The following is an 11,730-nucleotide window of genomic DNA, read 5'->3' on the forward strand; positions in this document are numbered from 1 at the left end:
TGGGTGTGGCCCTTGTACCGCCCCGAGTTGTTGCGCGTTGTGGTTGATTGGCTGTGCTGGGTGGCGGAAGCTTGGGGCCCAGGCCGCAGTTCCGCTACTTCCAGGAGGACGGTCGTGTCCGACGTCGTCGAACTCATCCTTGCCGACCATCGCCGGTTCGAGCAGTTGCTGCAGGGGCTGCGGGAGAGCGGCACCGACCACGCGGCCCTGCGGGCCGAGCTGGCGACCCTGCTGGTCGCCCATGCCGAGGCCGAGGAGGACGAGGTCTATCCGAAGCTGCGCAGGGAGGCCTCCACCGACCACGACGTGGAGCACGGTGAGGAAGAGCACGCCGAGATCAACCAGGCGTTGCTGGCCTTTCTCGAGCTGACCGAGCTGGCGGGCGACACCTACGAGGGCATCCTCGACAAGTTGACCGAGGTGGTCGACCACCACACCGAGGAGGAAGAGGAGACCTTGCTCAAGGACGCCACCAGAAATCTTGCCGAGACCGAGCGGGAACGGCTCGGCGTCGCGTTCGTCGCCTCGCGAAAGGCCCAGCTCGACGCGGACTGCGGCCGGCCGGAGAACGTGCGGTTGCTGGTGCAGCAGACGGCGGGCAGGCTGGGGTGACCTGGGGCACGTTCCACGTGGAACCAACATGTGCACCGGTGCGTCGACGGCTGTGGCCGGTGCAGTAACATCATGGGACAAGCTCGGCAAGTTGTTGAGGAGGGGCTGCACGTGAAGAAGCTGTTGGCACTCGCGGTCATCGCGGGCGGCGTGTTGTTCGCGGTCAAGCGGAACAAGGACGCCAAGGCGGAAGCCGACCTGTGGCGTGAGGCCACCGCGCCGACGAACTCGTTCGGCGACGTGTCCTCCAACGGCAGCGCGCCGTCGAAGACCAGCTCTTCCGACGCCACCCGCAACAACTGATCGGTCGAGATTCTCGCGGGCGGTGACGCCCGTACCGGGGCTGTAGCTCAATCGGTAGAGCGCTGCTTTTGCAAGGCAGAGGTCAGGGGTTCGATTCCCCTCAGCTCCACGTCACAAAGCGGCAGGTGAGGGCACATGTCCTCACCTGCCGCTTTCGTCTTATCCGCGCTCAAGCGCCTGGACGCGGCTCAGCCCCCTTGATCCGTTCGACGAGCTCGTCGCGGTACTCCCGCACCGCCTGAAACTCCGGTTCGTCGCCGGTCGCCCGCTTCAACGCGCCTTCCAGGATCTTCAGCCCCTGGCGTTCGTCGCCGCGCGCATCCGCCTGCCTTGCAGCGTTCTCCATGGCTTTGGCGAGCTTGGTCTGCGCCTCGGGTTCCTTGGCGGCCTTGTGGATCCGGATCCAGTTGCCGCCCGGATCGACGACGGTGAACCCGGTGTACCGGTCGTTGCGTAGCCGCGGCCGGGTCATACGCGGGATGCCGGAGATGAGCAGTTTTCCGTGTACGGACCGCATCCCCGTCGCGAAGGCCTCGAACAGCTCGCTGGTGTCCGCCACGATGACCAGGCACGTGCTGTATGACTGCGTCGGGTCGTAGTCGTCCATCCCGAAGAAGTGCAGGTTGATGTCTTCCCGTCGCACCGCGATGTGCGGGTTCGGCCGCGTCTGCCGATAGGTGATCTCGAAGCCGAGCATCTCGTAGAACGACGCGATCTCGTCGATGGATGGACAGGGCAGGAGCGGAATGGTCAGTTCGTTCGCCATCGCCCGAAGCTAAGCCCGGACCGGCCGAAACGACACCGAGCTATTTGCTCATGCGAACAGCATGACGGTCTCGCCCAGCGACAACAACGCCGACACAACGGCGATGGCGACATGCCAAGTTCGCGCGCCCCAACAACATCCGCTTCCCACTGCTCGCGATAGCGGCCGTCCCCCAGCCTTCCACCCCGCGATCTACAAGCAGCGCCACGCCGTGCAATGCGGCATCAACCGGCTCACACGCCACCGCGCCGTGGCCACCCGATTCGACAAACTCGCCACACGCTACGAAGTCACCGTCCACACCGCCGCGATCAACGACTGGCTCTGACCCACTTCGATACAGCCCCTAGCCCAGCCCCACGACGACGCCGTCGACGCGGGCGACGAGCGTTCCGCGACTCGCCGACAACGTGCTCGCGCATCCGTCGCGCCCCTTGGCCCTGGGTTTCGTCGCGGTGCCGGTGAGCTTTCCGGCGGAACGGTCGATGGTCAGGATCTCGCATGACTCGCCCGTGGTGTAGATCCCGCGCGCGTCGGCGGCGATCGCCCTGTCGCTCGCGGACACGTTCCATGTACCCAGCTCGACTCGCCACACGAGGTCGAGGTCGCGGTGGTCCAGGAGCCGGACTTCGTTGAACGTGCCCTGCCGGGTACCGGGCGCGCGGTCGGGGCAGGTGCGCACAGCCACCGCATCGGGCGCGGTGGTCAACCCGAGGCAGTCGGTGTGCCGTTCGCCCGCCACCGGTACCGAGACCTGGTCGGAGCCGTCCTCGCCGTCGAACGAGAAGACCCGCGGGCCTTGCGGGCAGAACGCGGCCACGTACACGCGGCCGTGGTGGACGACGATCGTGTCGCGAGTGTGCCGTGAGGTTTCACAACCAGCGGGCAAGTTCCGCCGCCACCTGCGCGCACCGGTGTGGTCGTGGACCTGGAGCGTGGAGTGGGCCTCGCCGGGTGTGAAGACCAGGGACCGCGCGCCGACGGCCTCCGGAGCCGGCAGGTCGAGACGCTCGCGGACCTCGCCGGTCAGCGCGTCGAGCAGCACCAGGTCCGTGCTGTCCCTCACGACGACGGTGCCTCCGGACGGGTCGGCCAGGACGGTCCGGGCCAGCGATGACCTGCCGGCGTCCCGGTAGCTCCAACGACGCTCGCCGGTAACCGGGTCCAGGGCGACGACGCCCTTCCCGGTCGGGACGAACACGCCGGACGGTGCGGCGAGCGACCCCCGGCCGGGGTGGGTCCAGAGCGGCTCGTTGCGAAACGGCCCGTGTGTGGCCTCGCTGAGCGCGACATCGGTGGTCACCGAGTGGACATTGACCGCATCCCGCCACCATCCGGCCGGAGCCCAGATCAACGCTACCGCCACGGCGATGGTGCTCAGCAGGATCGCTGCCCGCCGCGGTGCCGGCCGGCCGCCCCGATCCGCCCAGTACAACAGCAGCGCACCCACGATCCCGATACCGGCCGAGGCCACGACGACCGGCCACCGGGTGCCCGCGGGGTACGGGGAGTTGCCGGTGGCGGCCGCCCATCCGCAGCACAGCGCGAGGACCAGCGGAACCGCGCCCGCGGCCGCGATACGGCCGGGGGTACGGCGGTCCCCGTCGATCAGCACTCCGAGCAGCAGCAACAAGTGCACGAGCGACAGCACGACCAACCAGCCCGTGCTCTCCAGCCAGCGTGCGTCCGGGCTGTCGCCCCACTCGGCGAACCAGCCCACGGCCAGACCCACCGCCGAGGCCAGCAGCAGCCCCAGCCCCACGGCGGTCGCCGCCCCGCGCCCCGCGGGCGACTTCCCGGTCGGGTTCTCGCCGTCCATCGGGACGGACGATACGGGCTCCGGATTCCTCGCGTGGTGGCTTCGGCGAAACCCGCCGGCGCGGTGGCGGCGCGGTCAGGCCTCGCCCAGCACGATGCTGCACCGGTGACAGTAGTCACTGGTACGCGCACCGGGCTCGCCGATGGTCAGGGTCACCGTCCCGGCCGAGATACCGGTGACGGCCAGTTCCAACTCGCCGAAGGGCACCGGTGCGCCGGCCTTGACGTGGCGGGCCAGGTCGATCTCGGTGTGCCAACGCTGCTCGCCGGTGGCGAGGTCATAGGCCACCAGCGCGCGTCGTTGCACCTTGTCGGGGCGGTAGTGCACGGCGTAGACGACATCCCCCGCTATCAGCGGTATCTCCGCCGGTTGCCATGTCCCGTCCGTCCGCACGGACCAGGCCCGCTGGTTCCGTTCCCGGTCCCACGCCGCGTAGGCGACGTCACCGGCGGCCCGCGCGTCGGAGTTCCTGGCGACCAGGAACTCGTCGTCGCCGTCCCAGTAGGTCGCGTTGTCGGCGGCGCGCGCCACTCGCATCGCCCGCTCACCGGTGTCCACGTCGTAGATCGAGACCGGGCCGAGCGAGGAGGTCACGCCGAACCGGTCGGCGCCGGCGCGGATCACGTGCCGTGCTTCCTCGTCCGCGATCCACGTGCGCCGGCCGTCCTGGTCCAGCACGGTCACCCCGTCCGGACCCGACGTGCAGCTCGTTTCGATCGCGAGTGCGGTGCCGGTGACGAGCGCGTCGCTGAAGGCTTCGCTGGCGCGGCAGTCGGGTGGTGGTGAAGCCGTCCATGCTTCGCCGCCACCGTCCCCGTGGTAGGCCGCCACGCTTGTGTCCTGTAGCAAAACGACGACGGAACCCACCACGCGAATCTCGGAGTATTCGTCCATACCGGTCTCGGTATGCCACCGTGGCTCGGCGGTGCGCGGATCGAGCCGCACGAGCAACCCGTCGTCCCAGAGGACGTACAACCCCTCGTCGGCGGTCGCGATCCGGGACGGGGTGCTGCCTTCCCGGTCGTAACTCCAGTACTCCGCACCCGACCGCACTGCGCGGGCCACCACCGCGTGACCGAGCTCGATGCCGAGGCCGTCGAGTATCCGCGGGTCGTCCGCACGGCCCAGCACGGTCAGCGGCGGGTTCGGGACACCGTCCCCGACCGGGGCGGGATAGTCCCCGGAGGGACCGTTGATCCGCTCGCCGTAGTCGGGCGTGCCGAAGAGTACGTACCCGCCGACCGCCACCGCCGCGGTCACCACGAGAGCGAGGCCGGCCACGGCCAACCGATGACGCGCAAACCATGTCAACGTTCCGCCTCCTCAACGTCCTCTCCTGCGGGGAACCGGGCTGGGGTACCGGCCCGGTCAGGAGTACTCGGGCGGGGCCAGGTACCGGATTCCCATGCCGGCGAGGCTGCCCACGGTCAGCCAGGCGACGGCCGGCGAGAACGAGCTGACCTCGCCCTCGGAGTGGCCGGCGAGCAGCAGCACCAGCAGCCAGGCGCCACCACATCCCACCAGCAAGGTGGTGCTCAGCGCCTGGACGACGCCGAAACGGCGGTTCCCTTCCAGGGAACGTTGCAGCATCAGCAGCGCGACAAAGGTAGCCGCGGCCACCAGCGCGAACATCCCCACCACGATGGAGGCCAGCACGGCCTCGGAGCGGAACGGCCCCTGCCCCGCTTCCTCCATGGCGAAGACCGCGCCCAGCAGTCGAATCGACTCCGCCGCGGAGGCTTCGTCCGAGGTGCGGAGAAACGGCACGAGGAATCCCAGCGCGATCGCCACCGAGGCGCCGAGGGCGGCGGCGCGCAGGACGAGCGTCTCCAACCGGGCCACCCGCGCGCGCAATTCGGCCGTTGCCCGCGCGCTGTCCTCGTTTTCGCTCACCAATGGCACCAGTCGTATTCGTCGGGTGTTCGGGCCGATCGCCCGGGACGGTAAACCGTACCCGCTCGGGCCGGCGTTCGGAGCCATTCCGCTTGATTCGGATATCCACCGATCGCGATTCCGTTGTCCAGGCCGTGTCGCCGCCGGATCATGGTCCGTCGCCGGGCTACGCTGCGACCAGGCACGAACAGGGCGTGCCCGAGAAATTGAGGAGGCAGTACGTCATGGCCCAGAAGGTCCTCGTCGAGATGCTCGACGATCTCGACGGCAGCGAGGCGGCCCAGACCGTGCCGTTCGCCTTGGACGGTGTCTCCTATGAGATCGACCTGTCCGACGAGAACGCGGCCAGCCTGCGCGACGAGCTCGCCCGTTTCGTGGCCGCGGGCCGCAGGGTGGGTGGACGCAGGGTCCGCCTCGCCACCGGCCAGTCGGCGGCGAAGCCGTCCGGCACCGACCGGGAACGTAACAAGCAGGTGCGCGCCTGGGCGCAGGAGAACGGCTACGCGGTATCCGATCGCGGCCGGTTGTCGACCGAGGTGATCGAGGCGTTCGATGCCGCCCAGCAGGCGCCTGCCGAGCCGGCTCGACGCCGCGGGGGGCGGAAGAAGAAGGCCAGCGCGTAACGGGACCGGTTCCGGCCCTGGTCGGGAGAGGATCACCGCGTGCGTGCCGTGGTGATCGACCTGATCTGCTTCCGGCCATCCAGCGCACGACAGCTCGTCGACCCGGTCGCCGACCTCGATCCGTCGGTTTCCGGTGGCTGGAGCGGCGCCGACTACGACATGCGCGTCATCCGGGACCGGGTTGCCACCCGAGGATCCACAATGGACGACTTCGCCGGGCTGGGCACGAAGGCGTACCTGTTCCGTGAGCTCGACGGGCCCCGGTCAACCAGTACGCGCCGTTCCACCTGTGGCGGCAGCCCGGTGCGACGGCGCGCTTCCTCGTGGGTGGCGGCGGTTTCCAAGGCATTATCGCCGATTTCGGCCAGCTGCCGGTCGCGCACTGGACCGGCGGCGCCTGCGAAGCCGGCCCGCCCCGTGGGGGCACGCCACGCGCGGCCTCCCGGTTCACCGAACCGGTGCCCGCCGGTGTGCTGTGGGAGTGGGAGGTCCTGGCTGGGGAACGGGACGCCGAACAGTACGAGGTATTGACCTGTCCGCCCCGGAGCTGAACGCCATCCCGGTGGGCGCGCGCACTGGTAATGGCGAGTATCCCAGAAACTCTCCCACGTGACCGAGTTTCCTGGTAGCGTGATCTAACGGTGACGAAGAGTGACGTACTGTGCAGGGGGAGGCACGGTTGACGGCCTGGTTCGAGCAGCCGATCGCGAACGCCCGGATGAGCGCCGGCACGGGCGGCGGCTATCGCTTCGACGCGGACGGCGCCCAGAAGACGATCAACGACATCTACGCCGTCCTGGAAGAGGAACTGTACCCGGCAAAGCAGGATGCTGAGCGTTTGACTCGCGTCGAGAAGCCTGGTGACGAGGTGGCCAGCGAGGGTTACGTGCACACGGCGAACTCGTCGGGCCAGTCGTACCTCAGTTTCCTCGATGCGGCGATCCGGTACCTGGAGGGGTACGCCGAGGGGTTGGAACGATCCCGGCAGGCCTACCTGGAGCAGGAAGGTAACGCAGCCGAGGCTATGCGGGGCAAGGATGGCTGACCTGCGTACGGCCGTCCCCAAGGCCGCGTTCGGCTTGAGCCTGGTTCTCCTACTCGTTGGGTGTGGCGGTGAGCACGAGCGCGGGGACCCCACGGTGATGCCGAGTGACGCGGCTGACTCGTCCGCTTTACCGACCGATGGCGTGCCTAAGGTCGCCAACCCGTTGGACACCACGGCGATCGAGGCTGACCCATGTCGCGCGGTAACCAAGGCCGAGATCGAATCAGTAGGCAGCCCGGTGAAGGGCGTCGAGCCGGATGCACAGGACCCCCTTGGTCCCGAATGCTCGTGGACGCTGGCGACGGGACATGGTCAGGTGGGTGCTGGACCGTTGACGGCGGATTCGCTGGGGCTCAGTGGCGTGTACGCCAAACACAAGAAGAACCAGATTGAGACCTTCAAACCGGTGCAGTCTGTCAATGGCTACCCAGGTGTGATCTACGGAGAATCGGATATGGATTGCGCCCTGACAGTCGGGGTTCGGGACGATCTCGGCTATGACGTCATCTTTCAGGCGGGGCTGAAGAACCCTAACCGAGGGAATACGTGTCCGGCGGCGATCAAGGTTGCGGAGTTCGCGATCGAGCACATCAAGGAGATGCAGTAATGGGCTACTCCGGTGCCGATATCTACCGGCGGATGAACGCGGTTCCGAACACCACCGAGACCCTGGACGCCGCGCAGGTGACGGCGCATCAGTTGATGGTGCGACACGAGCGGATCGCCGACCGGATCGCTCGTATCCAGGACGGCATACACGGTTACTGGGAAGGCGACGCGGCCGAGCGGGCGAACACCGGGATGATCCCGATCCTGAATGCCTCCAAGCAGGCCGCGAGCGATCTCGGCATCGGGAAAAACTCGATGTACGAGCAGAATTCCGCGTTCCATGAGGTGCGCGGCAGGCTGGAGCCACTCGAGGACGACTTCCCGCCGATCTCGTTCGGCTCGTTTCCCTGGGAAAGCTCCGCACGGGATACGACCGCCGAGTGGGTTCGCAAGAACCAGAACAACATCCAGCAGTACGAGGTGTACGCATCCAGTTCCGAGGCGAACGGTACGAACCTGGCCCGCGAGTATCCGGTGCTGGACCCGGCGGTCGGTGGAATGGCGGTCGGCTCGGCGCCGACGTCCGGCCAGGTCGGTGAGCCGTCGGATTCGGGTCCAGCCGTGCGTGTGCCCGATCGGGACGCCGGACCGGTCTCGGCACCGAGGCCGGATTCGCCGAGGGGCGGTGGCTCTTGGACTCCGCCACCGCCCGAGCACACACCGGAGCCGCAGCCGCGGTTGCCGGTCGCCAAGGACACCGAGCCGAGTCAGCACCCGGACGACAGCACGAACGCATCCAGGTTCACCCCGCCACCGACCGGGAGTCCGGACTCCACCGCCTACCGGCCGCCGGCGAGCGGAACCGCGCCGCCGGGTGGTCCCGGCCAGGGCGGCACCGGATTCGGGCCGGTCGGATCGGGTGGTGCTACCGGTTTCGGTCCCCGCGGTTCGGGTGGGTACGGCGGTTCCGGTGGTGCGCGAGGCTTCGGACCCGGCACCGGCGGGCAACCCGCCCCGGGCCGGGGTACCGGTGCCGTGCCGCCGGGTGGCTCCAACCCCGCGGGCAGCGCACGCGGGCCCGGCCAGGCAGGGGCGCCCGGGCGACCCGGTGCGATGGGTGCGCCCATGGGAGCCGGTGCGGGCCGTGGCAAGGGCGGCGAGGACGAGGAACACCAGCGCAAAACCAAGGTGCCGGGGGAAGACCCGGACGAGGTGTTCGGCGGCCTGCCCGAGGGCACCAAGACGGTCCCGCCCACGATCGGCGACACCAACAAGTAGCCAGGCCGGAGGGGGCTGTTGCGGTACGACCGGGTCGAGCTCGGCTTGACCACGTACAAGACGCTGCTCGCCGAACACGATCTCGGCGAGGCACACCTGACCCTCGCCGGTGGTGAGCAGTGGCATCCGAGCCAGGAGCGCGAGCAGTTGCGCACGCGGGCCTGGACCGAGCTGGATGAACTCGGCCTGCTGCGTGGCGGCCGGGTGCGCGAGGGCTTCCTGGACACCCTGCATCTGCTACAGCGGCCAGGCACCGAGTACTACACCTGGACCCGGATCGACGGCCAGCCGGTCACGGTGCGGACGGCCTTTACCGGTAGGGACGCGGTACTCGCCATCGCCAACCGGCACACCCTGTACCTCTTTCCCTCCGATGCCAAGTCCGCCGCCGTTGACCTCGCCGTGCAGCTTCCCGAGGTGGAGCCCGCGTACGTACACTCGCTCAACTGCGCCGAGGCCGACTACAAGGCGCTGCTCGCCGGGGAGCCCCTGCCGGCGGGCAGCAGTGCCACCGACGCCAAGCGCATTCGCCCGTGGCTGGAGGCTCCGCGGGTCAACGAGGGCCAACTCTTCGCGGCCGTCCGGGGCGGCAGCGAACAGCGCATCGCCGACACCCACCCGCCGACCTGGATCGACACGGAATGGGGCCGGTTCCTGGTCGGCATGCGGGGCGGCTGGATCACCCTCACCGGGGCCGGGCACCAGGAGATTGCCGCGAAGCTGACCGACATGGAAGCCGAGCTACGCGGTCGTTGACGCCTTCACGGCGCGGTGCGCAACTCGGCCAAGGCCCGGTTCGCCTCGGCGACGAACGACCTCAGGCCGCGCTCGGTGAAGGTGAGGTTCAGCCAGTGGTCGGTGACATGTAGCGAACACTGGATCTCCAACTCGACGGGTTCGCACCTGACCTCGCAATCCTGGTCGATCGGATCCCACAGGTCCATGGCCATTCCGCCCGCGCTCATCATCGTGCTACCTCCTGGTTCGGGCGGGCAGGGCAACCCGGGGGAGGAAAGGTCACCCTGCCCGCTGTTGCCGGTGAAGCGATTCGGGCGCGCTTCACGACCAGTGCCGACACCCGGCCCAACGGGCATCGCCTCACCGGCGCTTGCACCCGCTACCGGCGTAGCGGGTCGATCAAGGTGGCGAGCAGGTCACGCAGCTCGTCACCGGTCCGTTCGGACACCCCGGAGGGGTCGCTGACCGACACCCGCAGCGCCACGTTGCCCACCCTGGCGGCGAACGCAAGACCGAACTCGGTGCTGACGATTGCCTCGTCCGAGCCCCGCTGCCGGTAGGGCCGGGTGTCGTTCCACAGGTCGACCGTGCCCCGGTGAAAGCGCCTGGCCAGCTCGGTGGTGCGTGCTCGCTCCACGGTGACCCGCAGCGTGGCGAGACCGTTGGCGCCACCGGATACCTCCCACCACGCCTTGTGAGCACTCAGCACGGGGGGATCCGGTTGGGTGTCCGCGCCGAGGATCGCGCGTGCCCGCTCCACCGACAGTAAGGGCGAGAGGTCCGGCAGGCGGTCAGGCTCGGCGCGCACGGTCGGAGACACCTCCGGCTGCTGGTGGTGGCGGTGAGCCAGGTCGGAACATCCGGTCAACAGCACCCCGGATAAGGCGACCAGACCCAGTGCTCCACGCATAGCCTGACCTCCATGTACACCAGCACGCTTCGTTTGTTAGCCATAAGCAAGATAAGACGTGCAAGTGCATGATTCAATGCACTGAAAGTGTCAATTGCGTAAGATCTTGTCGCGCTAAGCTCTGGCCATGGCTGCACCGACGCGCGCGAAGAAGCGACTTGGCGACTTTTTACAGGAGCGGAGGAAGCGGGCGAGCGTGTCCGCCGCCGAGGCCGCGGACGTGCTGAAGACCTCGGAGAGCACGGTGAGCCGGTACGAGTCGGGCTCGGTGTTGCCGGTCTGGTCGACCGTGCTCAACCTGCTGCGCCTCTACGACGCTACCGAGGAACAGATCGGCGCTGGCATCCGGTTGTGGGAGGAGGCGCGGGACGAGCCCAAGCCGGTTCGGCTGCCGTCCGATACGCCGAAGTCCTTCCGCCGGCTGGTCAACGCTGAGCGGTCTGCGCCGTGGATGCGCACCGTTCACCCGTATACCGTGCCGGGGTTGTTGCAGACCCGAGCCTACGTTCGGGCGCTGGTCGCGGCGGCTCATCGGTTTCACGATCCCGAAGGCCGGACGGAAATGATCGTGTCCAACCGGATGGCCAGGCAGCAGTGTTTACACAAGGACAATCCGCTGCGGCTGCATTCCCTTCTGGACGAATCCGTGATCCACAGGGAGATCGGTGGGCCTGCCGTCATGCGAGAGCAACTTGCGCATCTGCTCACGATGGGCGAGCAGCCGAATGTCACCTTGCAGGTCATGCCGTACGGCGCAGGCGCCTACGGCACCATGTCCGGTGGCTGCACGATCGTCGGCTACCTCGGCGACGAAGTGCCCGGGGTCTATCTGGAGTACCCGGCCGGCGGGGCGTGGGTGGACAATGAACAGGACGTGCATCGCTTCACGACCATGTTCGATGACGCCACCAGCGCCGCGTTGGCGCCCGCCGATACGGCGGACCTGATCTACCAGCGGATAAGGGCAACGGGACACGGATGACCACCAGCACGACCTGGCGCAAGAGCAGCTACTCCGGAGGCACCTCGAACGAATGTGTTGAACTGGCCCGCGAACCGGAGCGGACCTTGGTGCGGGACACCAAGAACCGGGCCGCGGGCACGCTCGGCTTCACCCTACGGTCCTTCGACGCCTTCCTCGGCACGCTCAAGCGGCAGCACTGAACCGGGCGGCCTCGCCGTGGAGCAGGCCGG

The 11,730-nt window shown here is 68.2% G+C and carries 17 protein-coding genes, 1 tRNA gene and 1 pseudogene; 13 read left to right on the forward strand and 6 right to left on the reverse strand.

The features are described from left to right. The first annotated feature begins 114 nt into the window (after window positions 1-114). The 3 genes from FB471_RS18105 (at window position 115) to FB471_RS18115 (ending at window position 1,024) form a co-directional block, all read left to right on the forward strand. Complete coding sequence (locus FB471_RS18105) at window positions 115-612, forward strand: hemerythrin domain-containing protein (RefSeq protein ID WP_246076464.1); 498 nt, start codon at window positions 115-117, stop codon at window positions 610-612. A gap of 111 nt (window positions 613-723) precedes the next feature. Next, window positions 724-915, forward strand: coding sequence for a DLW-39 family protein (locus tag FB471_RS18110; RefSeq protein WP_141999634.1), 192 nt, complete (start codon window positions 724-726; stop codon window positions 913-915). Window positions 916-951: 36 nt separating this feature from the next. Then, window positions 952-1,024 (forward strand) — tRNA-Ala (locus FB471_RS18115). Between the two features lie 60 nt (window positions 1,025-1,084). Here FB471_RS18115 and FB471_RS18120 read toward each other — a convergent pair. Next, window positions 1,085-1,681: a VOC family protein gene (locus FB471_RS18120; protein WP_141999635.1), complete on the reverse strand. Its 597-nt coding sequence runs from the start codon at window positions 1,679-1,681 to the stop codon at window positions 1,085-1,087. Window positions 1,682-1,742: 61 nt separating this feature from the next. Here FB471_RS18120 and FB471_RS18125 point away from each other — a divergent pair, with 61 nt between their 5' ends. Then, the gene (locus tag FB471_RS18125; protein WP_246076465.1) at window positions 1,743-2,009 is read left to right on the forward strand and encodes a hypothetical protein; all 267 of its coding nucleotides are present in this window, start codon (window positions 1,743-1,745) and stop codon (window positions 2,007-2,009) included. Between the two features lie 18 nt (window positions 2,010-2,027). Here FB471_RS18125 and FB471_RS18130 read toward each other — a convergent pair whose 3' ends face one another. From FB471_RS18130 to FB471_RS18140, 3 genes are all read right to left on the reverse strand, one after another. Then, on the reverse strand, window positions 2,028-3,500 hold the full coding sequence (locus tag FB471_RS18130) for an outer membrane protein assembly factor BamB family protein (protein ID WP_141999636.1): 1,473 nt from the start codon (window positions 3,498-3,500) through the stop codon (window positions 2,028-2,030). A gap of 75 nt (window positions 3,501-3,575) precedes the next feature. Next, window positions 3,576-4,811: an outer membrane protein assembly factor BamB family protein gene (locus tag FB471_RS18135; protein WP_141999637.1), complete on the reverse strand. Its 1,236-nt coding sequence runs from the start codon at window positions 4,809-4,811 to the stop codon at window positions 3,576-3,578. Window positions 4,812-4,868: 57 nt separating this feature from the next. Beyond that, entirely contained in the window at window positions 4,869-5,393 is a 525-nt protein-coding gene (locus FB471_RS18140; protein ID WP_141999638.1) for a hypothetical protein, read from the reverse strand. A gap of 224 nt (window positions 5,394-5,617) precedes the next feature. Between FB471_RS18140 and FB471_RS18145 the strand changes: the two genes are divergently transcribed. From FB471_RS18145 to FB471_RS18170, 7 genes and pseudogenes are all read left to right on the forward strand, one after another. Then, the gene (locus FB471_RS18145; RefSeq protein WP_141999639.1) at window positions 5,618-6,016 is read left to right on the forward strand and encodes a histone-like nucleoid-structuring protein Lsr2; all 399 of its coding nucleotides are present in this window, start codon (window positions 5,618-5,620) and stop codon (window positions 6,014-6,016) included. Between the two features lie 159 nt (window positions 6,017-6,175). Continuing rightward, window positions 6,176-6,220 (forward strand): annotated as a pseudogene (locus FB471_RS35505) (hypothetical protein); the annotation flags it as partial. Between the two features lie 83 nt (window positions 6,221-6,303). Continuing rightward, window positions 6,304-6,567, forward strand: coding sequence for a DUF4865 family protein (locus tag FB471_RS18150; RefSeq protein ID WP_281287438.1), 264 nt, complete (start codon window positions 6,304-6,306; stop codon window positions 6,565-6,567). 128 nt (window positions 6,568-6,695) lie between these two features. Beyond that, the gene (locus tag FB471_RS18155) at window positions 6,696-7,061 is read left to right on the forward strand and encodes a hypothetical protein (protein ID WP_141999640.1); all 366 of its coding nucleotides are present in this window, start codon (window positions 6,696-6,698) and stop codon (window positions 7,059-7,061) included. Beyond that, window positions 7,054-7,668, forward strand: a complete 615-nt coding sequence (locus FB471_RS18160; RefSeq protein ID WP_170220846.1) for a DUF3558 domain-containing protein — start codon at window positions 7,054-7,056, stop codon at window positions 7,666-7,668. The genes FB471_RS18155 and FB471_RS18160 overlap by 8 nt, the downstream gene beginning before the upstream one ends. Next, on the forward strand, window positions 7,668-8,888 hold the full coding sequence (locus FB471_RS18165) for a hypothetical protein (RefSeq protein WP_141999642.1): 1,221 nt from the start codon (window positions 7,668-7,670) through the stop codon (window positions 8,886-8,888). The genes FB471_RS18160 and FB471_RS18165 overlap by 1 nt, the downstream gene beginning before the upstream one ends. 18 nt (window positions 8,889-8,906) lie before the next feature. Next, window positions 8,907-9,644, forward strand: coding sequence for an ESX secretion-associated protein EspG (locus tag FB471_RS18170; RefSeq protein WP_170220847.1), 738 nt, complete (start codon window positions 8,907-8,909; stop codon window positions 9,642-9,644). Between the two features lie 5 nt (window positions 9,645-9,649). On the opposite strand, the gene FB471_RS18175 is transcribed toward FB471_RS18170, so the two are convergent. After that, window positions 9,650-9,853: a hypothetical protein gene (locus tag FB471_RS18175; RefSeq protein WP_141999644.1), complete on the reverse strand. Its 204-nt coding sequence runs from the start codon at window positions 9,851-9,853 to the stop codon at window positions 9,650-9,652. Window positions 9,854-10,005: 152 nt separating this feature from the next. Further along, complete coding sequence (locus FB471_RS18180; protein WP_141999645.1) at window positions 10,006-10,536, reverse strand: hypothetical protein; 531 nt, start codon at window positions 10,534-10,536, stop codon at window positions 10,006-10,008. Between the two features lie 127 nt (window positions 10,537-10,663). Between FB471_RS18180 and FB471_RS18185 the strand changes: the two genes are divergently transcribed. Both FB471_RS18185 and FB471_RS18190 read left to right on the forward strand, forming a co-directional pair. After that, entirely contained in the window at window positions 10,664-11,518 is an 855-nt protein-coding gene (locus FB471_RS18185; RefSeq protein WP_141999646.1) for a helix-turn-helix domain-containing protein, read from the forward strand. After that, window positions 11,515-11,700 carry a DUF397 domain-containing protein gene (locus tag FB471_RS18190; protein WP_141999647.1) on the forward strand — a complete coding sequence of 62 codons (186 nt, stop codon included), beginning with the start codon at window positions 11,515-11,517 and terminating at the stop codon, window positions 11,698-11,700. The genes FB471_RS18185 and FB471_RS18190 overlap by 4 nt, the downstream gene beginning before the upstream one ends. Window positions 11,701-11,730: the final 30 nt, after the last annotated feature.

Source organism: Amycolatopsis cihanbeyliensis, assembly GCF_006715045.1.
GTDB lineage: Bacteria > Actinomycetota > Actinomycetes > Mycobacteriales > Pseudonocardiaceae > Amycolatopsis > Amycolatopsis cihanbeyliensis.